The sequence below is a fragment of the Rhodococcus sp. NPDC077669 genome (genome assembly GCF_040686915.1).
Lineage (GTDB): Bacteria > Actinomycetota > Actinomycetes > Mycobacteriales > Mycobacteriaceae > Rhodococcoides > Rhodococcoides fascians.
On record NZ_JBFBMD010000009.1, the window covers coordinates 106550 to 131593 of the forward strand.

General features: G+C 64.9%; 23 protein-coding genes, 1 tRNA gene and 1 pseudogene. 16 read left to right on the forward strand and 9 right to left on the reverse strand.

The window, feature by feature from the left end:
- Positions 1-120: 120 nt before the first annotated feature.
- Both AB0P23_RS13425 and AB0P23_RS13430 read right to left on the reverse strand, forming a co-directional pair.
- Complete coding sequence (locus tag AB0P23_RS13425; protein WP_027496103.1) at positions 121-765, reverse strand: ScbR family autoregulator-binding transcription factor; 645 nt, start codon at positions 763-765, stop codon at positions 121-123.
- A 188-nt stretch (positions 766-953) separates the two neighbouring features.
- Positions 954-1592 (reverse strand): TetR/AcrR family transcriptional regulator, encoded by a 639-nt coding sequence (locus AB0P23_RS13430; RefSeq protein WP_032401190.1) that lies wholly within the window; start codon positions 1590-1592, stop codon positions 954-956.
- A gap of 253 nt (positions 1593-1845) precedes the next feature.
- Here AB0P23_RS13430 and AB0P23_RS13435 point away from each other — a divergent pair.
- The 9 genes from AB0P23_RS13435 to AB0P23_RS13475 all read left to right on the forward strand — a co-directional run bounded on the left by AB0P23_RS13435 (position 1846) and on the right by AB0P23_RS13475 (position 10395).
- Positions 1846-1916, forward strand: a tRNA-Gln gene (locus AB0P23_RS13435).
- Between the two features lie 53 nt (positions 1917-1969).
- Positions 1970-3442 carry a bifunctional UDP-N-acetylglucosamine diphosphorylase/glucosamine-1-phosphate N-acetyltransferase GlmU gene (gene glmU / locus AB0P23_RS13440; RefSeq protein ID WP_027496101.1) on the forward strand — a complete coding sequence of 491 codons (1473 nt, stop codon included), beginning with the start codon at positions 1970-1972 and terminating at the stop codon, positions 3440-3442.
- A complete protein-coding gene (locus AB0P23_RS13445) occupies positions 3439-4422 on the forward strand; it encodes a ribose-phosphate diphosphokinase (RefSeq protein WP_027496100.1) in 984 nt (327 codons plus the stop codon). Before glmU ends, AB0P23_RS13445 begins: the two co-directional genes overlap by 4 nt.
- A 183-nt stretch (positions 4423-4605) precedes the next feature.
- Positions 4606-5247, forward strand: a complete 642-nt coding sequence (locus AB0P23_RS13450; RefSeq protein WP_027496099.1) for a hypothetical protein — start codon at positions 4606-4608, stop codon at positions 5245-5247.
- A gap of 18 nt (positions 5248-5265) precedes the next feature.
- Positions 5266-6465 carry a sensor histidine kinase gene (locus AB0P23_RS13455; protein WP_363797834.1) on the forward strand — a complete coding sequence of 400 codons (1200 nt, stop codon included), beginning with the start codon at positions 5266-5268 and terminating at the stop codon, positions 6463-6465.
- Complete coding sequence (locus AB0P23_RS13460; protein ID WP_032364108.1) at positions 6462-7121, forward strand: response regulator transcription factor; 660 nt, start codon at positions 6462-6464, stop codon at positions 7119-7121. The genes AB0P23_RS13455 and AB0P23_RS13460 overlap by 4 nt, the downstream gene beginning before the upstream one ends.
- Positions 7122-7202: 81 nt before the next feature.
- Positions 7203-7958: an ABC transporter ATP-binding protein gene (locus tag AB0P23_RS13465; RefSeq protein ID WP_206498306.1), complete on the forward strand. Its 756-nt coding sequence runs from the start codon at positions 7203-7205 to the stop codon at positions 7956-7958.
- Entirely contained in the window at positions 7955-9337 is a 1383-nt protein-coding gene (locus AB0P23_RS13470; RefSeq protein ID WP_363797836.1) for an FtsX-like permease family protein, read from the forward strand. The genes AB0P23_RS13465 and AB0P23_RS13470 overlap by 4 nt, the downstream gene beginning before the upstream one ends.
- Positions 9338-9537: 200 nt before the next feature.
- Positions 9538-10395 (forward strand): DUF559 domain-containing protein, encoded by an 858-nt coding sequence (locus AB0P23_RS13475; protein ID WP_032373019.1) that lies wholly within the window; start codon positions 9538-9540, stop codon positions 10393-10395.
- 107 nt (positions 10396-10502) lie between these two features.
- On the opposite strand, the gene egtD is transcribed toward AB0P23_RS13475, so the two are convergent.
- From egtD to egtA, 4 genes are read right to left on the reverse strand one after another with little or no spacing between them, the layout of a single operon-like run.
- A complete protein-coding gene (egtD, locus tag AB0P23_RS13480; RefSeq protein WP_363797838.1) occupies positions 10503-11468 on the reverse strand; it encodes an L-histidine N(alpha)-methyltransferase in 966 nt (321 codons plus the stop codon).
- A 9-nt stretch (positions 11469-11477) separates the two neighbouring features.
- Positions 11478-12218, reverse strand: a complete 741-nt coding sequence (egtC, locus tag AB0P23_RS13485; RefSeq protein ID WP_363797840.1) for an ergothioneine biosynthesis protein EgtC — start codon at positions 12216-12218, stop codon at positions 11478-11480.
- Complete coding sequence (gene egtB / locus AB0P23_RS13490) at positions 12219-13523, reverse strand: ergothioneine biosynthesis protein EgtB (protein ID WP_363797841.1); 1305 nt, start codon at positions 13521-13523, stop codon at positions 12219-12221.
- Positions 13520-14761: an ergothioneine biosynthesis glutamate--cysteine ligase EgtA gene (egtA, locus tag AB0P23_RS13495; RefSeq protein ID WP_363797843.1), complete on the reverse strand. Its 1242-nt coding sequence runs from the start codon at positions 14759-14761 to the stop codon at positions 13520-13522. Before egtA ends, egtB begins: the two co-directional genes overlap by 4 nt.
- Positions 14762-14904: 143 nt before the next feature.
- Between egtA and AB0P23_RS13500 the strand changes: the two genes are divergently transcribed.
- Complete coding sequence (locus tag AB0P23_RS13500; RefSeq protein ID WP_032373114.1) at positions 14905-16074, forward strand: aminotransferase class V-fold PLP-dependent enzyme; 1170 nt, start codon at positions 14905-14907, stop codon at positions 16072-16074.
- A gap of 45 nt (positions 16075-16119) precedes the next feature.
- Here the strand turns inward: AB0P23_RS13500 and AB0P23_RS13505 are convergent.
- Positions 16120-16950, reverse strand: a pseudogene (locus AB0P23_RS13505) (DMT family transporter); the annotation flags it as partial.
- A 74-nt stretch (positions 16951-17024) separates the two neighbouring features.
- Between AB0P23_RS13505 and AB0P23_RS13510 the strand changes: the two are divergent.
- The 3 genes from AB0P23_RS13510 to pth all read left to right on the forward strand — a co-directional run bounded on the left by AB0P23_RS13510 (position 17025) and on the right by pth (position 19156).
- Positions 17025-17633, forward strand: coding sequence for a helix-turn-helix domain-containing protein (locus AB0P23_RS13510; RefSeq protein ID WP_363797845.1), 609 nt, complete (start codon positions 17025-17027; stop codon positions 17631-17633).
- Between the two features lie 185 nt (positions 17634-17818).
- A complete protein-coding gene (locus tag AB0P23_RS13515) occupies positions 17819-18481 on the forward strand; it encodes a 50S ribosomal protein L25/general stress protein Ctc (protein ID WP_027496086.1) in 663 nt (220 codons plus the stop codon).
- Positions 18482-18562: 81 nt separating this feature from the next.
- Complete coding sequence (pth, locus tag AB0P23_RS13520) at positions 18563-19156, forward strand: aminoacyl-tRNA hydrolase (protein ID WP_032373025.1); 594 nt, start codon at positions 18563-18565, stop codon at positions 19154-19156.
- Here the strand turns inward: pth and AB0P23_RS13525 are convergent, their stop codons facing one another.
- The gene (locus tag AB0P23_RS13525; protein WP_027496084.1) at positions 19157-20791 is read right to left on the reverse strand and encodes a fatty acyl-AMP ligase; all 1635 of its coding nucleotides are present in this window, start codon (positions 20789-20791) and stop codon (positions 19157-19159) included.
- Positions 20792-20920: 129 nt separating this feature from the next.
- Between AB0P23_RS13525 and AB0P23_RS13530 the strand changes: the two genes are divergently transcribed.
- The 3 genes from AB0P23_RS13530 (at position 20921) to AB0P23_RS13540 (ending at position 24025) form a co-directional block, all read left to right on the forward strand.
- Positions 20921-22603: a peptide chain release factor 3 gene (locus AB0P23_RS13530; RefSeq protein WP_032364118.1), complete on the forward strand. Its 1683-nt coding sequence runs from the start codon at positions 20921-20923 to the stop codon at positions 22601-22603.
- Positions 22604-22612: 9 nt separating this feature from the next.
- Positions 22613-23266: a nicotinamide mononucleotide transporter family protein gene (locus AB0P23_RS13535; RefSeq protein WP_206498308.1), complete on the forward strand. Its 654-nt coding sequence runs from the start codon at positions 22613-22615 to the stop codon at positions 23264-23266.
- 147 nt (positions 23267-23413) lie between these two features.
- Positions 23414-24025: a hypothetical protein gene (locus tag AB0P23_RS13540; protein ID WP_206498309.1), complete on the forward strand. Its 612-nt coding sequence runs from the start codon at positions 23414-23416 to the stop codon at positions 24023-24025.
- Positions 24026-24036: 11 nt separating this feature from the next.
- Here AB0P23_RS13540 and AB0P23_RS13545 read toward each other — a convergent pair whose 3' ends face one another.
- A complete protein-coding gene (locus AB0P23_RS13545; RefSeq protein WP_206498310.1) occupies positions 24037-25035 on the reverse strand; it encodes an enoyl-CoA hydratase/isomerase family protein in 999 nt (332 codons plus the stop codon).
- Between the last annotated feature and the right edge of the window lie 9 nt (positions 25036-25044).

Sequence of the window (25044 nt, forward strand, 5' to 3'; positions counted from 1 at the left end):
ACAGTCCCATCGAGTCTATGGGAGCGCACCGACACCGTGACACGCGGGAGATGCCGTCGAACCAGGACCGAGCCCGAGAATCAGGGCCTCGAAATCGGAGCCTGGAACTGGGGGCCCGAACTACGGACCGAAGCGAATGACGCGACGGGCCGCGAATTCGCGGAAGTAGTCCAACTTGTTCGTCGGCACCAGCGCGGGGAGCAGGTAGTACCAGAGTCGCTCCATGCGCGAGGGCAGTTCCTCGGTGGTGGAGGTGGCGACGGCGACCATGTGAACGCCGGTGAGGATTTCGAGCACGAGCGAACCGATGGTGCTCGGATCCGAACTGGGGTCGATGTCACCCTGTGCGATGGCCTTGGCGGCGAGCTTGTCGAACGCGACGCTCCAGCCGGCCATGACGTTGCCCTCGGTGCCGCGGTAATCACCGATCTGATGGCTCAGACGCAGCATCGCCGACACCATCGGGTCGGTGACGGAGAGGTCGACGACGATGTAAGAGATCCCGATCGCAGCTTCCAGGGCCGGGATGCGCCCGTCGTTGAACTGCATGCAAGCCGTGCTCAGACGCGCATTGCCCTCGTCGATGACCGCACGTGCGAGTTCTTCCTTCGAGCCGAAATGGAAGTACAACGCGCCCTTGGTGACCTGGGACTGAGAGATGATTTCACTGAGGCTTGCGTTCGCGTACCCGAGGCGCAGGAAGACATTCGCTGCGCCTGCAAGCACGGTGTCGCGAGTGATCTCAGCGCGAGCCTGCCTGACCATAGGATCCGCCTCTGCGATTGAACTTCCACTGCGCAAATTACGCCCGAACGGTACCACTGAGCAGCTTTACGTTTGACGCCAACATGCATCGGTCCGGATGACAATCGCCCCTGATGTGATGCGGCCCTCCCGCCCGACAAAGGGGACGATACCCCCTTTTTTCCTCGGTGAGAGCCGAAACAGAGTTGTCATTCCTCGGTCAGTCGAGGGTCCGCCTCCAGATTTGTCAGCCCGTTCCAGCACAGGTTCACCACGTGGGCCGCAACCACTTCCTTGGGCGGCGTTCGCACGTCGAGCCACCACTGGGCCGTCATCGACACCATGCCGACCAACGCCTGCGCATACATCGGCGCGAATTCCGGATCCAGACCGCGTCGCGAGAAATCCCCCGCGAGCATGTGCCCGACGCGTCCCACGGCCTCGTTGAGGAGAGACGAGTACTTGCCGTCCTCGGCCGATGCCGGCGAATCACGGACCAGAATGCGGAATCCGTCGGTGCGCTCCTCGATGTACGTCAGCAGGGCGAGCGCGACTCGTTCGACCCGAATACGCGACCGGTTGAGTTCGAGAGAACTGGTGATCATGCCCAGCAGCGTCGACATCTCGCGATCCACGATGACGGCATAGAGGCCTTCCTTGCCCCCGAAGTGTTCGTAGACCACCGGTTTGGACACGTTCGCGCGTCCGGCGACCTCCTCCACCGACGCCGCCTCGTACCCACGCTCGGCGAACAGCGTGCGCCCCACCTCGATCAACTGCTCGCGTCTCTGTGTCCCCGTCATGCGGACACGAGGTGTGCGTTCCTGCTCGGAGGCTGCGCCTGTCATCGAAAACCGCTTCCGTCACCGACCGTGGGCAATGCGGACGTCGAATCGACGCCTACTACAGACTAACGATGCCCGATCCATCCGTTTTTCCTGTCGCAGGGGCCGCGCCGGAACGACGCGAGTGGTCTGTTATGCGTCGCGGTTCGACTCACCGCCACCTCTCATGCGAGGATCGGTGCGCTCAGTGGGAGCGCAGCGGCTAACGAAGGCGTCGTTCTCTTCGTCGGCCACTGCTGCCACCGCTGGTCGATTATCCGCCGTGGTGTAATGGCAGCACCTCTGATTTTGGTTCAGATAGTTCAGGTTCGAGTCCTGGCGGCGGAGCGAGCAAGACCATTCGTGCATGCCCGTTTCGCGTCATCGCCCCGAGGAGCTCAATGCCTGTGCAGACCGCCGTGGTCGTTCTCGCTGCGGGTGCAGGTACCCGAATGCGGTCCAAGACTCCGAAAGTTCTGCATCCCCTGGCCGGCCGCACCATGCTCGCCCATGCGCTGCACGCCGCCGCCGATCTGGGCCCGGACCACCTGGTCACCGTTGTCGGCCACGATCGCGAACGGGTGAGCGCCGCAGTTCACGATCTGGCCGCCACGTTCGGCCGCACCATCCACACCGCAGTGCAGGATCGACAGCTCGGCACCGGGCACGCCGTCCAGTGCGGCCTCGCGGCGCTGCCGGACGACTTCGAGGGCACCGTCCTCGTCACTGCCGCCGACGTCCCGCTGCTCGACGGCCATACCCTCAAAGCTCTGCTCGACGAGCACCTGAGCGCTCCCCGCCCAGCGGCGGCGACGGTACTGACCTTCCTCCCCGAGGACGCCAACGGCTACGGCCGCATCGTGCGTACGAACGACGGCGAGGTGGCCGAGATCGTCGAACATGCCGACGCCACCCCCGCTCAGGTCCTCATCGGTGAGGTCAACTCCGGCGTCTACGCATTCGACGCGGTCGCTCTGCGCACGGCATTGGGCAAGCTCAGCACCGCCAACGCGCAGCACGAGCTGTACCTGACCGACGTCGTCAAGATCAGCAAGGCCGACGGCAAGGCCGTCTACGGCACCCAGCTCGCCGATCCGGACCTGGTGGTGGGCGTCAACGATCGCGTTCAGCTGGCGCACGTCACGTCCGTGCTCAACCGCCACATCATCGAACGGCACATGCGCGCAGGCGTGACCGTCGTCGATCCCGCGACCACCTGGATCGACATCGACGTCACCCTCGGCGCGGACGTACGCATCGAACCCGGCGTCCAACTGCACGGCAAGACGCACATCGCCGACGACGCGGTCGTCGGTCCCGACTCGACACTGCGGGACGTCGAGATCGGCGAGCGCGCGTCGGTAGTCCGTACCCACGCCGAGCAGGCCGTCATCGGACCGGATGCGACAGTCGGGCCGTTCACCTACCTGCGTCCTGGAACTGTCCTCGGCACGGGCGGCAAACTCGGTGCCTACGTGGAGACGAAGAACGCGACGATCGGCAACCACACCAAGGTCCCGCACCTCACCTACGTCGGCGACGCCACGATCGGGGAGCACAGCAACATCGGCTGCTCCAACGTCTTCGCCAACTACGACGGCGTCAACAAGAGCCGCACGGAAATCGGATCCCACGTACGCACAGGATCCGACTCGACGTTCGTCGCCCCTGTGCACGTGGGCGACGGCGCTTACACCGGTGCAGGAACAGTGGTTCGGGACGATGTTCCTCCCGGCGCACTGGCCGTGTCCGGTGGCAAGCAACGCAATATCGAAGGCTGGGTCGTTCACAACAGGCCCGGAACCGAAGCTGCACAGGCAGCGGCGCGCGCAGATCGTGCTCGGCAAGAACTAAAGGACGGCGAAAAGCAGTGACCACCCCTAATTGGATCGACAACCAGAAGAACCTCATGTTGTTCTCTGGCCGAGCACATCCGGAGTTGGCCGAGCAGGTCGCCAAGGAACTCGGAATCGACGTCACCCCGCAGACGGCACGTGACTTCGCCAACGGCGAGATCTTCGTGCGCTTCGAGGAGTCGGTCCGCGGATCGGACGCATTCGTTCTGCAGTCGCACCCGTTCCCGCTGAACACCTGGCTGATGGAACAGCTCATCATGATCGACGCACTCAAGCGTGGATCCGCCAAGCGCATCACCGCGATCCTTCCGTTCTACCCGTACGCACGCCAGGACAAGAAGCACCGCGGCCGCGAGCCGATCTCCGCTCGCCTCGTCGCCGATCTGCTCAAGACCGCCGGTGCCGACCGCATCATCACCGTCGATCTGCACACCGACCAGATCCAGGGCTTCTTCGACGGCCCCGTCGACCACATGCATGCCCACAGCCAGCTCGCCGATCACATCCGCGGCAAGTACAGCCTCGAACACATCACCGTCGTATCCCCCGACTCCGGCCGCGTGCGCGTCGCCGAGAAGTGGGCCGACTCGTTCGGCGGCGCACCGCTCGCCTTCATCCACAAGACGCGTGATCCCCTGGTGCCCAACCAGGTCAAGTCCAACCGCGTCGTCGGCGAGGTCGAAGGCCGCACCTGCATCCTCATCGACGACATGATCGACACCGGCGGCACCATCGCAGGCGCAGTCAAGGTACTCAAAGAAGCCGGAGCGGGTGACGTCGTCATCGCCGCCACCCACGGCGTGCTGTCCAACCCGGCTGCCGAGCGCCTCGCCAACTGCGGTGCCAAGGAAGTCGTCGTCACCAACACCCTGCCGATCAGCGACGAGAAGCGCTTCGACACGCTGACCGAACTCTCGATCGCACCGCTGCTCGCCCGCACCATCCGCGAGGTCTTCGAAAACGGTTCGGTCACCAGCCTTTTCAACGGCAGCGCGTAGTACCCCTGGGTCATTCCGCAGGCTGCACTCCCGACCCCCAGGTCTGTTTCGCTCGATCCGAAACCCGCTCCGCCCGCTCCCCACCTGCACTGCATGAACTACGTCACGCCCGTGGCCGGAATATGCAGCTCGCGAGACGGGGGCGTGCGGGGCGGGTTTTGTTGTCACCTAAGATTACTCGTCGTGATCGACGCACATTCTCTCAACGCCCCGGCCGGAACTACTACCGTCAGAATCGCTCGATGGACGCCGGGCGGGTGCGTCTGGTGCGGCAGCACCGACAGCGTCGAAACCTTCCGTAACGAGCCGCGGTGCGGCCTGTGCCGAGAGAAGGAAGCCGTCATCGACGAGGCGAAGCACTTCATCGGTATGTACGGCCTGCGGCCTCTCGGTGGCACGCTCGCGTCCGACGACGAGGAGGAGCGCGAGTACCGCGTCACCGCCCGCGATGCGCGTGAGGTGCTCAACCGCATTCGACTCGAGAAGCTCCCCGACCCGGCCGCGGTCCGCAAAGCGTTGCGGCCCAGAGCCGCTGCTGCAGTGAACGCAGCGGCGTCTTCGTCGGCGACGACGTCGGGGTCTGCTCCGGCGAAGGCACCCACCAAGAAATCGCAGGCCGGTGTCACCGGGATCGACGCGATCGAACTGCAGTCGCGGGTGGAGAAGTTGCTGACTCAACTCACCTCGGTGGACGAACAGATCAGCGCACTCGACGGCGCGCAGGGCCTACCGGCACGCGCACGTATGAAGGATCTCGAGAAGCAGCGGACGACCGTTCTGACGACGCTGGCCGCCCTCGAGAAGGCGCGTCGCCGCACCAACTGATGCACGTAGTCTGATCGAGTGCTGCGCAAGCTATCGATCTCACGGCAGGTACTCGACGCCGCGTACGCGGTCGTGTTCGTCCTGCTGCTGCTGGCGTCCACCGTGAACGGAGTCGCCGGTACCGCAGGTGTGGGCGTTCTGGTCGGGTTCGGCGTTGCACTGGCCATCCGACGCCGATCACCACGATGGTCCTTGGCGCTCGCCTGGATGCTGGCCGTCGTGCAGATGGTCACCGGAGTGCTGCCGCTGTCTGCGGACACTGCGATCTTCGCAATTCTGTATTGCACGGCCGCGTACGGCGACAACGTGGTTCGACGCCTCGGGCTGGCATCGGCAGTCGGCGGCGGAGTCATCGCAGCGCTGTATCTGGCGTATGTGGACGGCAATCCGTTCGGCCCGCCGACGGAAGAGGGCTACCAGGAACCCCGAATCGCGCAGTTCGCTCTGCTCCTCGCCGGCCTCTGGGCCATGTTGGGGTTGTCCTGGGCACTGGGCCGCCTCGCCTACGCCAGGCGCACCGCCATCGAATCCGCACACGCGCGCGAGCTCGCGGAGGTTCATCAGGCCCGCGCCGAGCACGAGGTGGCAATCGAGCAGGAGCGCAACCGAATTGCCCGCGACATGCACGACATCGTCGCGCATTCGCTGGCCGTGGTGATCGCACAGGCCGACGGCGCGCGGTACGTACGCGCTGTCGATCCCGCCGCGGTGGACACCGCACTGACCACCATCTCCGATACCGCCCGCGCCGCGCTGTCCGATGTACGGGTGTTACTCGGCCAGCTGCGGCACAGCCAAGGCGACCTGCCGAACCCGACATCGGAGGATCTGGATCGACTGCTCGCCTCGATGCGGGCCACCGGTCTGCAGATCGACGCCACCATCGACACCACCGGCTCGTCGTTGGGGGCCGGAGCGCACCTGGCGCTGTACCGCATCGCACAGGAATCGATGACCAATGCGCTGCGCCACGGCGACCCGGACGAGCCGGTGTCCGTCACCATCGAATCCGATTCTGCCGGCGTCGAACTGACGGTCCGCAACAGTGTCCGTCCCGGCCGTTCGGTCACCGAATCCTCCGGCCACGGGGTCGCCGGCATGAAGGAGCGTGCCGGCCTCTCGGGCGGTACGTGCATCGCGTCCGGTGACGACTCGTCGTGGACCGTCACTGCGTGGCTGCCTGCCACGTCCGAAGCCAGCAAGGGAAAAGTGTCATGAGCGAACGCATCAGAGTGGCCCTGGTGGACGACCAGCAACTGTTCCGGGCGGGCATTCGTATGCTCATCTCCTCCCAGTCCGACCTCGAGTTCGTCGGGGAAGCGGGGAACGGCGTCGAGGCCGTTGCACTCGCTGCGTCCGCAACGCCGGACGTGATGCTCATGGACGTGCGGATGCCGGTGCTCGACGGTATCGCCGCCACCGAGCAGATCCTGGCCGCATCCGAGCACCCGCCCCGGATTCTGGTCTTGACGACGTTCGATCTCGACGAGAGCGCTGCACGTGCAATCCGTTCCGGTGCAAGCGGATTCGTCCTCAAAGACGCCGACCCGGAGTTCCTCCTCGCGGCGATCCGCACGGTGCACGCGGGCAACTCGGTCATTGCTGCGTCGGCGACGACCGGCCTGCTCGCGCACTTCACCCCGACTCCCGCTGTACCGAAGGCACCGGCCGAATTCGCCACTCTCACGGCGCGGGAAAAGGAGCTGTTCAGGCTCACCGCACGCGGGTTGAGCAACTCCGAGATCGCCGAGCTGGAGTACCTCAGCGAAGCCACCGTGAAGACACACATCAGCCGCATCTTCGCCAAACTCCACCTGCGTGATCGGGTGCAGTTGGTGGTCTACGCCTTCGAGCACGGACTGACTGGAGACTGACACCGAAGTCATCCTGCAGATGTACGACGCGAAGACTCGCGCCTGATTACTTCGGTCCTGCGAATTCATAGCGTTGTTGCCATGACGATCACAGCAGGCCCTGTTGCACGGGCAATCCAAGTCAGCAAGCATTTCGGCGACTCGTCCAACCCGGTGAGCGCGCTCGACAACGTCTCTCTCGACATTCACGGCGGCAGGTTCACCGCCATCATGGGGCCATCGGGTTCCGGCAAGTCCACCCTCATGCATGTCATGGCAGGGTTGGACACCCCCAGTTCCGGGCAGCTCATGCTGGCCGGAGCCGACATCACGTCGGCGGGCGACGACGCTCTGACGACGTTGCGCCGCAAGCAGGTCGGCTTCATCTTCCAGTCGTTCAATCTCGTTCCGACGCTCGACGTCAGGGACAACATTCTGCTGCCGTTCGAGCTGGACGGCCGCGCGCCCACCGCCGAGGAGTCGGCCTGGATCGAGCAACTCATCGATACCCTGGGGTTGCAGAGCCGCGTCGGGCACCGGCCCCATCAGCTCTCGGGCGGCCAGCAGCAACGCGTCGCGATCGCTCGAGCTCTGGGTACTCGGCCGCAGCTGATCTTCGCCGACGAGCCCACCGGAAACCTCGATTCCCGCACCGGGCGTGAGGTTCTCGGCCTCCTCGCTGCGGCAGTACATCAGTACGGTCAATCCATCGTGATGGTCACCCACGATCCAGTCGCGGCCAGTTACGCCGATCGCATCGTCTTCCTCGCCGACGGCCGCATCGTCGACGAACTGGGACGCTCGACGCCGGAACAGATCTCGAACTACATGCTGGGAATGGAAGGTGTTCTCCGATGAGCGTGTCCACATCTGCTCGGGCGTCTCGGGAACACGGTGCGAGCATTCTGGTGACGGCGCTCGCGTCGTTCTTCGGCGTCGTGCTGATCCAGGCCACTGCGTTTCTGGTCGACATCTTCGACGACGGCAGCGACAGCACCGGAATCGTGGCGTTGTACTGCGTGGCCCTGGTGTTCATCGGCCTTGCCCTGTATGTCGCGGCTGTCGTCACCTCCAACACGTTCGCGACGATCGTGGCCGGCCGCACCCGCACCATCGCGCTGCTCCGCCTACTGGGTGCCCGGGCTCGCGATCTGCGTCGATCGGTCGCCCGGGAAGGCTTCCTCGTCGGGTTGTTCGGTGGCGCAGTCGGTCTGGTGCTCGGTGTCGGTGTCAGTCACCTGGCCCGCGCCGTCGCGGTCTCGGCCCGTCAGTTGCCGGATGTGCAGTACACGTCCGTACAACCGCTGGTGGTCCTTCCCGTCGTCACCGTGGTTCTGACGACGACGCTGGCGTCGTACGTCGGATCACGGAAAGTTCTGGACGTCACTCCGATTCAGGCGACCGGAGGTGCCGTCGACACCGGAATCGAGACTCCACGGTCGCGGCGGGTACGGACGGTGTTGTCGATCGTGCTCATCGCGGGCGGTGTCGTGCTGCTCGGCCTCGGTGTGCTGATCGGGATGGTCAACCCCGGCGGAGTACTGGTCGCGTTCTTCGGCGGTGTGGCATCGTTCACCGGCATCATGGTGGGTGCGTACCGAATCCTGCCCGGCGTGCTCCGACTCGTCGGAAGGATGGCGGGCCGCGGGCCGGCCGCACGATTGGCGTCCGCCAACGCAATTCGCTATCCGGATCGCAGCACCCGCACTGCAGTGGGCCTGCTCATCGGGGTGACCTTGGTGGTCACCTTCGCAGTCGCGATGTACAGCTATCGATCGATGCTCGCCGACGAGTACGACGAGGAGACCATCGGTCAAGTGCTGACGGTGACCGTCGGAATCATGACCGGCCTCATCGGTTTCTCCGCCGTCATCGCCGCGGTCGGCATGGTGAACAACCTGCTGCTGAGCATTCTGCAACGTACCCGGGAAATCGGTCTGTTGCGCGCACTCGGATTCACCCGCAAGCAGATTCGTTCCATGATCGTCTCGGAGAGCACCCAGATGGTGGTCGCGTCGATGGGCTTCGGGTTGATCCTCGGAATCGGATACGGTTGGGCCGCAGCACAATCGCTGCTGGGTTCGCTGAGCGGCGGCGGCGTGTCTGCTCCGACACTCCCCTGGGCCGTCATCGCAGGCACGGTACTGTGCGGCGGGCTTCTGGCGCTCGGAGCATCGTTGGCACCGGCGCGGCGGGCGAACAAAATCTCGCCGGTACTCGCGTTGGCGGACACCTGATCGGGCACGAGCGCATCGGGTTGGCTACTAGGGCATGGTTGCGCACTACCGACGCCGATCGACGGAATTCCGTCGATCGGCGAACGTAGCGTGCAACCGTGCCCGCTCCGCCGGGCAGTCCTGTGGATAACGTCGTCGAGTTATCCACAATTGCGAGATTGCCACTGTTGCGTGGGCCCGTCAGCCGCAACGGTGTAGCAATGGGGGTCTACACAGTGCAGCAATTGCTCGCACAAGGAATCAGCACGAGCACGATTTCGAGGCGGTCGCGGTCGGGTGAGCTGGTGCGACTGCTACCGAAGGTCTACGCGACGGAGAAGCCGGACTATTTCGGACTGTGCCTCGGGGCCACCCTGTGGAGACCGGACGCCGCACTGAGTCACGAAAGTGCGGCATGGTTATGGGGACTGATCCAATACGAACCGCGTCTGGTCGACGTCACTGTCGGCCCGACCGGCCAGTCGAGGTCGGTGCCCTGGATCCGAGTTCATCGCCGAGTTCTCGGCGACACCACCACGAGACGCGGCATGCGAGTGGTGTCCCTGGAGCAAACGTTCGTCGACGTCGCGACCTGCTTGTCGACGCCCGATCTCGAGAAGTTCTTCGACAACGCCATAGACAATCACGTGCCGTGGCGTCGGGTCGCTGAACTGTGTGACACGGCAAAGGGCATGGACGGGATGGCTGCAGTGCGCAAGCAGCTCCGAACCTGTTGCCCGAGAACCCTGTCCGAGCCGGAGCGGGTGGTGGCGCGGGCATTGAAAGCTCGCCACTTCACAATGGAGATCAATGCGCGCGTAGGTAGGTTCTACGGCGACCTGGTCGACTTTTCCGCACGAGTCATCGTCGAGATCGATGGACGAGAGTTCCATACCGATCCCGCGACGTTCAACAACGATCGTCGACGCCAGAACGAGTTGGTGCTCGACGGATGGTTGGTGCTGCGATACTCGGCGGCCACAGCGCTTGCCGAACTCGATCGCGTCGTGGACGAAATCATCACGGTGGTGCGTCGTCGCCGGAAGTCGATTGCAGCAACGGGACGTCGACTCCCGTGAATACGCGGCATCGACGGGCAGGGCTGCGCACTACCGACGCCGATCGACGGAATCCCGTCGATCGGCGAACATAGTGTGCAGTGGTGCCCGCAATGCCAGCAGTCCGTTCAGACCCTTCCGGCCAGGATCAGAGCGAAGCGCGAATCTGCGTCGGACCACAGATGGAGGACGTCGAAGCCCGCCATCTTCAATTCACCGGCAATGCCGTCCGGCCGGAACTTCGCGGAGATCTCGGTACGTAGATCTTCTCCGGACTCGAAGTGCACGTGCAGGTCGAGATCCTGCAAATACACCTCCTGCGCAGCTGTGGCCCGCAATCGCATCTCGATCCACTCGTGCTCGGCGTTCCACAGTGCCACGTGTTCGAAAGCCTCGGGGTCGAAATTCGCGCCGAGCCGAGAGTTCAGGACCGACAACACGTTTCGGTTGAACTCGGCTGTCACCCCGGCCGCGTCGTCGTACGCGGGAACGAGCACGTCCGGATCGATCACCAAGCCCACCCCGAGCAGCAGAAACTCTCCGGGTTCGAGTGCGTCCGCTACGGCCGCCAGGAATTCCTCGCGTTCCTGCGGGATGAGGTTCCCCAGAGTGCCGCCGAGGAAGGCGATGGTGCGGCCTGTTCCGGAGGGAAGATTGTGCAGGGTGTCGGTGAAATCGCTGACGATGCCGTGCAGTTCCAGCGTCCGGAACTCCTTCGAGATCTGCTCGATAGCACCCTCCAAGGCGGTACTGGACACATCCTGAGGCACATACGTTCTCAGCGAACCGTGTTCGATGCCGGCAGACAACAGCAGCTTGGTCTTCTCCGACGAACCCGAGCCCAGCTCGATCAGCATCGTCGATTCGGTGGCCCGGGCGATGTCGAGTGCATGCTCCTCGATCGGCGCGCGCTCGGTGCGGGTCGGGTAGTACTCCGGCAGCACCGTGATCTGCTCGAACAGCTCACTGCCGACGGCATCGTAGAAATACTTGGGCGAGAGCCACTTCGGGTCGGCCGTCAAGCCCTCCCGCACGTCCTTGCGCAATTCGTCCAGCAGCGTCGTATCGGTCAGATGTACGTCCACCGTGCTCATGACTCTCCTTCATTCTTCCAGGGTCGAAACGGTGACACCGGTCGCTGTCGCGACGACGATGCTGCGGTCGTCGATAGAGATCCATTCGGGATCGTCGTCGACGGGTTCGGAGGCGATCGTGACCGAATCCTCGGTCTGCAGTACCGACAGCGAATGATGCACCGCCGTGGCATACATGGACGTGCCGTCCGAGAGCAGAAAATTCAGGCGCGCCTTGGGCGACCTGGCCAGAACCTCTCGAACCAGCATGCGCAATGCCGACTCGGGATCGTGTGTGCGCAACAGGTTTCGCAGCACGATCCACAATCCGGCGGCGTCGGTAGGGGCCGGCAGCATCAACGCATCGGTCGGCGGAATCTCCGCCCACAGCTCCGCCAACGATTCCGGCCAACCGAACACGACGCCGTTGTGGCTGAATGCCCAGCGCTCGTCGGTGAACGGGGCACAGGCACTGCGTTCGACCGGCATTCCCACGGTGGCCGATCGGACCGCCGCGATCACCGACGTCGACTCCAGTTGCGGCAGAGCATCGTCGACCGCCGGGTCGGTCCAGATGGGCATCGGATTGCGATAGCTGCGCAGGGTGTCGTCGCCGTCCCACCAGGCAACGCCGAACCCGTCGGCGTTGATGGTGCCGCCGCCCCGCATGTCGGTGGGCGCGAACGATTGTGTGCGCAGGGAGTTCTTGCCCCGGGTCAGCAGCGACCCGACCGAGGTGTTTGCTCCGAGGTACCCGAGATGACGGCACATTCAGTGCGACTCGACGTCGCGGGCCAACCGGAACCCACTGAAGATCTGCCGACGAATCGGGTGATCCCAATTTCGGAACGTCCCGCGGCAGGCGACCTCGTCGGTACCGAAAGAGCCGCCGCGCAACACCTTGTAGTCACCGCGCAGGAACACCTCCGAATACTCGGCATACGGGAATGCCTCGAATCCCGGGTACGCCTCGAAATCCGAGGACGTCCACTCCCACACGTCACCGATCAGCTGATGGACCCCGGCCGAGGACACACCCTGCGGATACGCCCCCACATCGGCCGGTTCGAGATGTCGCTGATTCAGATTGGCATGTGCAGCAGTGGGTTCGGCGTCGCCCCAGGGATAGGCCCCGGTGGTGTTCGACGCCGCGTCGTACCGCGCGGCCTTCTCCCATTCCGCTTCCGTCGGTAGCCGCTTGCCTGCCCAGCGCGCGTAGGCGTCGGCCTCGAACCAGCACACGTGCACGACGGGTTGCTGCGGACGCACCGGCCTGCGCACCCCGAAGCTCCGACGCCACCAGGTGCCGTCGGAATCGGACTCCCAGAACTGCGGGGCGGTGAGCTGCGCGTCGACGCGGTGCGCCCACCCCTTCTCCGTCCACAACTCGGGGCGCTCGTAGCCACCGTCGGCGATGAAGTTCATGTACTGCGCGTTGGTGATCGGGGCGCGGTCGATGGCGAAGGTCGGCACGTGCACGGCGTGTGCAGGCCGCTCGTTGTCCAGCGCCCACGGGTCCAGGGAAGTTCCCATCGTGAACGGCCCACCGGCAATGATGGCTTCCCCCGCCACCGGCATCGTGGACGTCGGCGGTGCGGGAGAAGTGAGAACGGCTGGGCCGGAACGTAACTGGTGGGTTGCGAGCATGGTTTCGTCGTGCTGCTGCTCGTGCTGGGCGATCATTCCGAACGCGAACCCGTGCTTCTCGACCGGCCGACCCTCGAACGTGCTGTGCTCCAACACGTCCCAGGCCTTGTCCCGCACGGTATGCACGTAGGCGCGCGCTTCCTCGGGCGTCAGGAGCGGCAGGGACGTTCGCGACGAACGCGAGTGCTTGAACGCGTCGTACAACTCGTCGATGTCCGGCCGCACCGGATCGCGGCCGCCGACATCGCGCACGAGCCAGAGTTCTTCCTGACTGCCGATGTGTGCCAGATCCCAGATCAGCGGGCTCATCAACGGCGAATGCTGAGCCATCAGTTCGGTTTCGTCCACGCACTCGGTGAGCGAGGCACTGCGGGACCGGCTCCGAGTCAGCACGGTCTCGATTCTGGTCCTGAGTTCTTCGGCGCTCACACCGATTCCTTTCGGCTCTGCGATGTCGGCGACACCGCATCGAATTCGTGGGGCGAAATACCGGCGCGACATCTCCGAGATGCCGCACGCAGCTGCTGGGAGAACTCTCCTCCCGCGGATGATGCGAGATCGAGCACGTCGCTTGCGGCCCTGCGCAACTCGCCATCGGCCAGACCTGCCCGGGCCGCACCGAGCCACCGACCGGCTGTGCCTGCGCCGAGTTCGGTGGCATGGGAAACCAGATCGGGAGTGGACAGCAGCGCCTCGAACGCGGCGGCCGGTATCACCCATTGCCCGTCGGGTTGCGCGTCGAGGTAACGGATTTCGAGGTGCCCGCAGGCTCGGACATGCGGGAACAGCGTCGTCAGGTGGTAGTCGAGATCGGCGTAGGTTGCCGGGCGACCGACAACGCTCGGATCGTCGAGCCACTGCGCAAAAGTGATGCCGGACGGCGCTTCCCAGTTCTGGGTGGTTCCCCGAATACAGAGGAGCGGAACGTCGAGTGCCCACCGCGCGTAATCGGCGATCGGATCGCCCGTGTTCGGTACCGTGGTCCGACTGGAATCGAGTTCGAGCCAGGTGCGCATTCGCTGCGATGCCCACGCACCCGCCGGTGCCCCGGCGAGTTCGGGAGAGCGCGCGAACGCAGCGACGAAGGCCGGGCCGATGGCGTGCAGCATCTGCCATCGCGAAGTGACCTCGGCCCGATCACGTCCGGCGTCCACACTGACCTGGGTAGCGGCGGTGTTGCACATCATCAGCTTGCCGAAAGGACCGATAGTGGTGAAGCGGTTCTCCATCGCGCAATAGCGCGGTAGGACCAGTAGTCGTTCGGGATCTCGCAGGGCGTCGGCGGGAACTGCGCTGATGGAGATGCCGTCGCGACCGAGCATGTCGTGCAACAGTCGAGCGTCGGCGTCGAGCAGCGGTTCGAGCTGGGAAACGGAAATAGAAGGCGAACTGGACAATTCGACTTGGCCGCCCGGTTCGACGGTGACGATACTTCCGCCCGGCAACGTCAGGGCGGGTGACTCGGGAGCGATACTGCGCGGGGAGTGATCACCGAGCGCAGCGGCCAAAGCTGACAGGGAGGGCCGCGAACCGTCGTCGAGGGCGGTGAGCCATTCGAGTTCGGCACCGATGAGCGACGGTGGCCCCAGCTTGAAACACACCTTCGACACGTATGCCTCGATGGCTGGGCGCGTGCTCAGCTCGAGGGACTTCTCGTTGGAGGACACATTTCCTTCTTTCCCACTCACCGCGATCCGACTACGCAATGTACCCAGCTGCCAGGATCGAAAACGCCGAGATCCCGCGTCGTATCGAGGCTACCGATTGTGGAACCCTGATGCCCGAGAGTTCGCTACCGGAAGGACTATCGATGCTCGATCACGACCGCATTCGCCGCGACACCCCTGGTGCGTCGGGCCGGGTATTTCTCGACAGCGCCGGCTCCTCGCTGCCGCCCACCGTCGTCGTCGACACCGCGATCGCCCATCTGCGCCGCGAGGCGGAGATCGGCGGGTACCGGGCCGCGAGCGAACGCCTCGACGATCTCGCGGCGGTCAAGACGTCGATCGGAACCCTGATCGGGGCACCGGCGTCGACCATCGCTCTGAGCGATTCCGCCACCCGCGCGTGGACCGACTTCTTCTACTCGGTGCTGTTGTCGGCCGGGGATCGAATCCTGCTGTGCGAGGCCGAGTACGCCAGCAACGCCATTTCCGCGCTGCACCGCGCCGAGGTCTCCGGGGCCACCGTCGAGGTGATTCCGAGCGACGCGTCGGGGTGCATCGACGTGGACGCCCTCGAACAGATGCTCGACGACCGAGTCCGGGTGGTGTCGGTCGTGCACGCGCCCACCAACGGAGGCTTGATCAACCCGGCCCGCGCGGTGGCCGATCTCGCCCATCGACACGGTGCCCTCGTTCTGCTCGACGCGTGTCAGTCCATCGGCCAGCTGCGGGTTGACGTGGACGAACTCGGCGTCGATGCGCTGTCGGCCACCGGTCGCAAGTGGCTACGCGGGCCCCGAGGTACCGGGTTCCTCTACCTGCGTCCGGAATTGGCCGCGAGCTTGCATCCACCGGCTCTCGATCTGCACAGCGCGCAGTGGGAGGACTCGTCCACCTACCGAATGGCCGACGACGCAACACGTTTCGAGTTCTGGGAATGCGACGTCGCAGCCCGGCTCGCACTCGGCGCGGCCGTCGACTATCTACTCGAACTGGGCATCGACGACGTCGCGGACGCCATCTCCGAGCGCGCCGAGTACCTACGTACCGGCATGCGACGCATTCCCGGGGTCACCGTCCACGATCTCGGTGACCGCAAGAGCGGCATCGTCTCGTTCACCGTGGACGGTGAGGAGCCGGTGGCCGTCCGCGACCGACTTGCCGACCGAAACGTGACGGTCACGGTGAGCCATCGCGGTTCCACTCGACTGGACATGACGGGCCGGGGACTCGACGCCGTCGTCCGTGCATCCCCGCACTACTTCGTCACCTTCGCCGAGTTGGACACGATGCTCGCTGCGCTCGCCGGCGCGTGAGCGGGCTCTACGGTCCGGATGTGCGCTGAGGTAGGCGGCGACCCCGATCCCCGAGACTGCGAGGCCCGCGATACCGAACCACGTGACCGCGTCGCCGAACATCACGAAAGCCCAGAGCATCGTCGTCGGCGGTGTCAGGTAGAGCAGCACACTGGCACGAGTCGGTCCACTGCGGCGCACGACGAACAGGTACGCGCCGTATGCGCCGAAGGTCGACAGCACCACCGTCCACGCCACCGCAGCCCAGAAACCCGTCGTCATCGGCGGTACCGCGTCACCGGCAAGTGCACTCCACGTCATGAAACCGACTGCACTGATGCCACATTGGATGGCCATGGCCAGCGCGATGGGTTCTTTCGGATCCAGTAGCCGTTGCCCGATCGTCCCGGCCGACAGCGCCAGCATGCCCGCGGCAGGAAGCAGGTAGACGGGCCAGGCGAGATCGGCACCGGACAGGTCACCGACGACGACGAGCGTCACTCCGGCGATACCGACGACGAGGCCGAGAATTCCTCTCGATCCGACGCGTTCGCCGAATATCCTGCTCGAGGCCAGCGCGACCACCAGCGGCTGCAATGCAGCGATCAGGGCGGCGACGCCCGGAGGGACGCCCATGCCGATGCCGGTGATGGTGGCACCGAGGTAGAGGAACTGGCAGAAGAGGCCGAGGACTGCGTGGATACGCAGCGCGTGCCACGTCGGGGTGAGTCGTCGCCATCGGCACCACGCGACGAGGAGCACGACTGCCACCAGGTATCTCCATGCCAGCAGCGTGTGGGCCGGAGCTTCGGCGGTGCCGAATTCTGCTCCGATGAAGCCGGAACTCCACAGAATCACCAGAGCTGTACCGGCGAGAACGTCGATGCGTGAGGTCATGGAAGCGATGTAAACATACAGGTCTGTATACTCGCAGTGAACCCCACTCCGACCAGCGCTTTCGAAAGGTCGCCATGCACGACAAGCCACTGACCCCGGCAGCGGAACGAATCCTCGCCGTCGCGAGCGAGCTCTTCTACGACCGCGGAATCCGCGCCGTCGGCGTCGACCTGATCGCCGAGGAAGCCGGCACGACCAAGAAGACCCTGTACGACCGCTTCGGCTCCAAGGACGGCCTGGTGCAGCGCTACCTGAAGCGTCGATACGACCTCTGGTGTGCGCACGTGACGCAGTACGTCGACTCCCTCGACCAGGGTGAGCAGCGTGTACTCGGGGTCTACGACGCACTCGACCTGTGGATGCGCGACAACCATCGCGGCTGCGGATTCGTCAACGCATTCGCCGAGTTCGGCGGCACCGACAGCCCGGTGTTGGCCATCATCGAGTCGGAGAAGGCGTGGACGCGATCGCTGTTCGCACGCCTGGCCACCGATGCCGGATACCCCGATTCAGACGAACTCGGGACTCGATTGTCACTGCTGCACGAAGGTGCGGTGGTCATGGGAACCGCAGGCGGTCGGGACGACGCCGTCGCCGTCGCCCGGTCGGTGGCCGCCGAGTTGCTCGCTGCGCTCGCACGTGAGCGGAAGTTCGTAGCAGGGGTCGAACTTCCGCGCACGTGACCTGGTCGTGTATTGTCTTCCAGGTTGTCTCGGCGAGGGTAGATCCGGCTCATGAGGATCCACCGTTATCGACGCGGCTCGGCCCCGTTGGCCGCGCTCGTTCGTGTCCGCCCCGACGAGTTTGACAGCCCGACGAAGTACGCCGCACGAACCACAGATCACAGTTATCAGGAGCATGTAGCACCATGGCATCGAAGGTAAACAACCTCACCGCACAGGTCCGCACCGAATTCGGCAAGGGTGCCGCACGCCGCGCTCGTCGCGACGGCCTCGTTCCCGCCGTTCTGTACGGACACGCAACCGACCCCCAGCACCTGGCACTCGACGCCCGCGCATTCGCTGCCGTGCTGCGTAACGACGGCACCAACGCTGTGCTCACCCTCGACATCGCCGGCAAGTCGCAGCTGGCACTGACCAAGTCGATCGTCGTGCACCCGATCCGTCGCAGCATCGAGCACGCCGACCTCCTCGTCCTGAACAAGGGCGAGCGCGTCACCGTCGAGGTCAACATCATCGTCGAGGGCGACGCCGCACCGGGCACCCTCGTCACCACCGACTCGACCGCCGTCGAGATCGAGGCCGACGCGCTCGAGATCCCGGAGAACTTCGTCGTCTCCGTCGAGGGTGCCGAGATCGGCACGCAGATCACCGCAGCAGACCTGGATCTGCCGTCCGACGTCACCCTCATCTCCGACGGCGAGACCCTCCTGGTCAACGTCGTCGAGGCACCGTCCGAGGAAGACCTCGAGGCCGACGGCGAAGGCACCGAGCCGATCTCCGAGACCGGCGAGGCCGAGACTCAGGAAGAAGCAGCTTCCGAGGACGAAGACAGCTCCGACGAGAGCTGATTCTCTCCCCTGCATCTCGAGCGGCGCGCTGTTCTCCTTCGGGAGACGGCGCGCCGTTCGTTTCGAACCATCGATGGAAGAATGACGCCCGTGAGCACCGAAAACGGCCCCGCCCTGATAGTCGGGCTCGGCAACCCCGGTCCGCAGTACGACAAGACTCGGCACAACGTGGGCTTCATGGTCGCCGACGCACTCGCCGGGCGCGTCGGCTCGTCGTTCACGTCGCACAAGAAGTCCAATTCCGACATCGTGCAGGCCCGGCTCGACGGCCGTTCGGTCGTCGTCGCGAAGCCGCGAACGTTCATGAACCTCTCGGGCCAGCCGGTGGCGGCACTGGCTCGGTTCTTCTCCGTCGACCCCGCGAACATCGTGGTCGTGCACGACGAACTGGACATCGACTTCGGCGCACTGCGACTCAAGCTCGGCGGCGGTGAGGGCGGGCACAACGGTCTGCGCTCGATTTCTCAGCACCTCGGCACCAAGGACTACCTGCGGGTCCGCGTGGGCGTCGGACGGCCGCCGGGACGGATGGACCCGGCGTCGTTCGTGCTCAAGCCCTTCTCGACGCCCGAACGCAAGGACCTCGGCGTCGTGATCGAAGAAGCCGCCGACGCCGCCGAGCTACTGCTGAAGGTCGGTCTCGAGGCCGCCCAGAATCGGGTACACCCGCGCTGATCAGTTCAGCAGCGACACCGAATTGGCCCGTCGCAGTTTGCCGCTCGACGTCTTCGGGATGCTGCCCGGTCCGAGGACTGCCACCGTGCGGGGGCGCACTCCTACCTCCGAATGCACCGCGTGGATCACTTCACGCTCGATCCGCTTGACCTCGTCGGGGTTGTCGATATCGTTCGTTTCGACTGCAACAGCGAAGCTTTCGCGCTTGTCGCCGGCGTCGAGGCGGATCGCGACGGCGTTACCGGGCCGAACTCCCGCGACGGTGCCCGCCGCTCGCTCGATATCGGTGGGATAGATGTTGCGGCCGCCCATGATGATGACGTCCTTGACCCGGCCGCAGACGACGACCAGTTCGTCCTCGGTGATGTAGCCGACGTCGCCGGTATCGAGCCAGCCGTCGGCGTCCTGTGTCGGCACGGGGCCGTCGACGGTGATGTATCCGGGCGTGACGGCCTTGCCGCGGACCTCGATGATGCCGACACCGCGCGCGGTGAGCACCTGCCCTTCCTTGTCCACGACGCGGCCCTCGAGACCGGGAACGAACTTTCCGAGAGTCGCCAGGGATCGGGTGTTGCCGCGGGTGGACGGGACTGCGCGGCCGAGCGTTTCGAGTAGATCCGCGTCGACGACGTCGATCACCTGCCCTTGGCCGGGGTCCGGAATCGACACGGCGAGAGTCGTTTCCGCCATTCCGTACACGGGCGCGAGGGCCGCGGGATCGAGCTTGTACGGCGCACCCGCTTCTGCCAACGCGATCATCGTGTCGGGGTCGACGGGTTCGGCACCGTTCCACGCGTAACGCAGCGTGGACAGATCCAGATCCAGATCGTCCTCCGCCTGACGCAGCCGACGCGCCAACAGTGAATACGCGAAATTGGGTGCAGCAGTGACTGTTCCGCGGTACTTGTCGATGAGCTTGGCCCACAACAGCGGCGAGCGCAGGAAGTCCAACGGCGTGATGCTCACGACCTCGGCACCCACCTGCATCGGCACCGACAGAAAGCCCACCATGCCCATGTCGTGGAAGAGCGGCAACCAACTGACCATGACGTCGGAATTGACGTCGAACTCGATGCGATCGATCATCGCGTACGCATTGACATAGAAGTTCTCGTGCGTGATGCGCACGGCCTTGGGCGACCCGGTGGAGCCGGACGTGAGCTGTTGCAGCGCGATGTCGGTCTCGGCCGTCGGCACCGGATCGATGTCGCGACCGGACTTCATGTCGTCGATCTTCAGCACAGTGATTCCGCGCTCGACGAGCACCGGTGCGGCGATGTCGAACGGAGCTCCCAGAATCACCGCCTTCGCGTCGATCATCCGGACGACGGTTTCGGTGTCCTCGCCCCAGACGGCCAGATCTGTCCGCGGGGTGGGCTGATGCAACATCGTCACCGACGCTCCGCGCATCCACGTGGCCTGGCAGGCAGGTGCGATGTCGACGGGCTGGCCGGCGAGAATACCGATCGCGTCGCCGTGTTCGACCCCCGCGTCGGCCAGTGCGCCCGCCATCCGCCGCGCCTGCTCGTGGATCTCACCCCACGACTGGCGCAACGCCGCCTCGGGCTCGCCGGTGACCAAACCACGTTTGCTGCTGCTTGCGGTCTCGAACATCTCGTCGGTGAACTTGCTCAACGCGTCATCTCCTCGTTCGACGGTCCTTCCGCGTCCCTCACCCTAAGCAATCCCGCGATGACCGGTGACCGTTACCGGCCGCGTATCCTTGACCTTTGCCGTTGCCGTGACTACGAGATAGAGGCCTTCGTGAGTACCCCGCCCAGTTCCCCCGACGTCGATGCAGCACTCGACGGGTCAGGACCGAACTCCGGCCCCGCTCGACACTCGGCCAGGGAACTCGATTTCGAGGTGGCGAGGCGTCGAACATTCGCGGTGATCTCACACCCCGATGCCGGTAAGTCGACGCTCACCGAGGCCCTCGCCCTGCACGCGCGCGTCATCTCCGAGGCCGGTGCCATTCACGGCAAGGCCGGCCGTCGCTCCACCGTCTCGGACTGGATGGAGATGGAGAAGGCGCGCGGCATTTCGGTGAGTTCGACTGCGCTGCAGTTCAATTACCAGACCTCCCCCGACGCCGAGGTCACCAACGTGATCAACCTCGTCGACACCCCCGGGCACGCCGATTTCTCCGAGGACACCTACCGCGTCCTGACGGCGGTCGACGCGGCCGTCATGCTCATCGACGCCGCGAAGGGCCTCGAGCCGCAGACCCTCAAGCTGTTCCAGGTGTGCCGCCAGTTCGGCATCCCGGTCATCACCGTCATCAACAAGTGGGACCGCCCGGGTCAGTCCCCGCTCGAACTGCTCGACGAGATCGAGTCACGCATCGGCCTGACGCCGACGCCTCTGTATTGGCCCGTCGGCATCGCTGGTGACTTCCGTGGCCTGCTCGATGTGCAGGACGGCAGTTACATCCGCTTCACCCGAACTGCGGGTGGTGCCACGATCGCGCCAGAAGAATTCATGACGGCCGAGGCCGCCGCGCAGCGCGAGGGCGTCGACTGGGACACCGCCGTCGAGGAGAGCGATCTGCTGATCTCGAGCGGCCAGCAACACGACCAGGAGATGTTCCTCGCCGGCCAGACGTCACCGGTGATCTTCGGATCGGCGATGCTGAACTTCGGCGTGCGCCAGATCCTCGACACCCTGGTGGCGCTGGCCCCCGCACCCGGCCCCCGGGCCGACGTCTCCGACGGGGTGCGCGCGGTGACCGATCCCTTCAGCGCCGTCGTGTTCAAGGTGCAGGCCGGCATGGACACCGCACACCGAGACCGCCTGGCCTTCATGCGCGTGGTCTCGGGTGTGTTCGAGCGCGGCATGGTCGTCACGCACGCACAGACCAAGAAGCCGTTCACCACCAAGTACGCGCTCACCGTCTTCGGCCGTGACCGGACGACGGTCGAGAACGCCTACCCCGGCGACATCGTCGGTCTGGTCAACGCCACCGCGCTCGCGCCCGGCCACACGTTGTACACCGACAAGAAGGTCGAGTTCCCACCGATCCCGTCGTTCGCACCCGAGCACTTCTCGGCACTGCGCGTCGACAGCGCCGACAAGTACAAGAAGTTCCGCCGAGCCGTCGAACAACTCGACTCCGAGGGCGTGGTTCAGGTGCTGCGCAACGACATTCGCGGCGACGCCTCCCCGGTTCTCGCGGCCGTCGGCCCGATGCAGTTCGAGGTGGTCACCGCACGAATGAAGACCGAATTCGGCGTCGACGCTCGGATGGAACCGTTGGGTTACTCGCTTGCTCGGCGCACCGACGCGGCGTCGGCCGTCGAATTGGGCCGCCAGCGCGGCGTCGAGGTCTTCACCCGGACCGACGGTGCCCTGCTGGCTCTCGTCAGCGACAAGTGGCGACTGCAGTACATCCAGAAGGAGATGCCCGAGCTCACCCTCGAGCCCCTCGTCGCCGCAGGCGATCAGTAACCTGTCGCGGTGCTGACAGATCTGCTCGACGCCGAATTCAGCGTGCTGGGCCACCCGGTGCTGTGGCGCGAGGTGATCGGGAACGGCTTCGGACTGCTCTCCGCGGTCGGCGGGATGCGTCGAGTCGTGTGGGCGTGGCCGGTGGGAATCATCGGAAATGCGCTGCTGTTCACCGTCTTCATGGGCGGGGTGTTCCACACTCCGCAGGCGTTGGATCTGTACGGACAAGCCGGACGGCAGCTGATGTTCATTGCCGTCAGCGCTTACGGGCTGGCCCGGTGGATGCGCGGCTCGAGGAACTCGGGGGCCGCCGTCGTTCCGCGCTGGGGCACTGCCCGTGAGCGACTGGTGATGATCACTGTCGCAGTCGTCGGAACGATCGTGTTCGCGCAGCTGTTCGGGTACCTCGGTTCGTTCGGCAAGTGGGCCGATGCGTGGATCTTCACCGGTTCGATGCTGGCGACGTTCGGCATGGCCCGCGGGCTCACCGAATTCTGGCTCATTTGGATCGCGGTGGACATCGTGGGCGTCCCGCTGCTGGTGATCGCCGGTTTCTACCCGTCCGCTGTCCTCTACTTGGTATACGCCGGGTTTGTGACCTGGGGTTTCGTGGTGTGGTTCAGGATTCAGAACAAGCCTTTGGACCAAAAAATGGCGATCTAAACAATCGTGATGCTACTCTCAGGCGGTCCGAACAAACTTCGAGTACGTTTTGGCGTGCTCGACGCCGAGTTGGGCGTCATGTGAGTTCTCCGATCATGGCGTCTCGGCGCGGAACCACCCGAGAATCACGATGAAGTGGAAAACGACATGACTAAGGGAACGAACTACCCATTGGCCGGGATCAAGGTCGGTGGCGCTCCCGCGCATCGTTTGGCGACGCCGCCGAACTCCGATTCCACTCCGTCCAACGGTGCCCGCGCCGACAGTTCGGTAGCTGCACCCGCCGAGAAGGCGGCCGAAACCACCACCGATTTCCCGGCGGCAGTGGTCACGTCCACCGACACGGCATCCGCTCCACAGCCCGCAGCATCAGAGAAGCCCGCCACGGAATCGAACGAGGTTGAAGTGACCACCAGCGATCAGATCTCAGAACACGGCCTGCCCACCAACGGCCGTTCCACCGCTCACGCCTCCAGCGGCAGCACGTCGCCGTCTCTCGGCCGCGGCCAGGCACCCGACCGTCGTACCGCCATGGGCGTCGCCTCGGTTCGTATTGCGGGTCGGCTGACCCAGAACGAACTCGGCAGCCGCACCGGCGACATCCGCACCCCCGACACCTCCGTCGGCCCCGACGAGCTGCTTCAGCTCCTCGGCGAATACCTCGTCTCCGGCGGTCTGCAGAACCCGGAGATCCACGTGCGTTCCAACGGCCAGACCATCGTGCTGGACCTGCAGAACCCCGCCAAGGGTTACCGCTGACCCACTGACGGTCACAGCAGCCGCTGGAAGGCCTCTGGTCGCACCATCTCGAGCACCAGAGGCTTCCACTGCGGCGCGCGGTCCTTGTCGACCAGCACTGCGCGCACCCCCTCGGCGAAGTCCGGTTCTGTGATGATCCATGTCGCCAGCCGCAACTCGCGATCGAGGCACTCCCGCAACGTACTGTCCGCAGCCCGCTCGATCAGGGCATCGGTGGCCATCAAGGACGTCGGCGACAGCGTTGCCAACTGAGTCTTGGTCGTGCGAGACCACGCGGTATCGCACTCCAAAGCATCGATGATGTCGACGAGCGACGTCTTCTCGAACACCGTGGCCACCGCCTTCGCGTCGAACGACAATTCCGTCGTCGGCGGCGGGGTCGTGTGTCGCTCGAGCGCTGCACCGAGATCGGTGCCGCCGAGAATGTCGTCCTTCAGCGCCTGGACGGATTCGCTGGGACAAAAGTGTGTCGCCAATCGCAGTGTCACAGCGTCGGATCCGGTGATCCGGGTGCCTGTCAGCGCCAAGTAGCGTCCGATGTGATCGGGCAACCGGGACAGAAAGTAGCTCGAGCCCACATCGGGAACGAATCCGATCGCCGTCTCCGGCATCGCCAGAAGAGCGTTCTCGGTCACGATCCGCACGCTGCCGTGCACCGAGATTCCGAGCCCTCCCCCGAACGCCGCGGCCTCGATGACCGCCACATACGGCTTGGGGTACGTCGCAATGATCTCGTCGAGGTCGTACTCGGCAGAGAAGTAGCGCGGCCCGGCTTCTCGGTCGCCGTCGATCACGGCCTGCCTGATGGCCTTGATGTCTCCGCCGGCGCAGAACGCGCGCGGTGAACTGCTCGTCACCAGAACCGAACCGACGGTGTCGTCGTCCCGCCACGCATCGAGTGCCGCACGAATGCCGTGGATCATGGCCTCGTTCAACGAGTTCAGGGCCTCCGGCCGGTTCAGGACGATATGCCCGACACCACCGACAACCTCGGCTTCGACTACGGCCACTGCGGACTC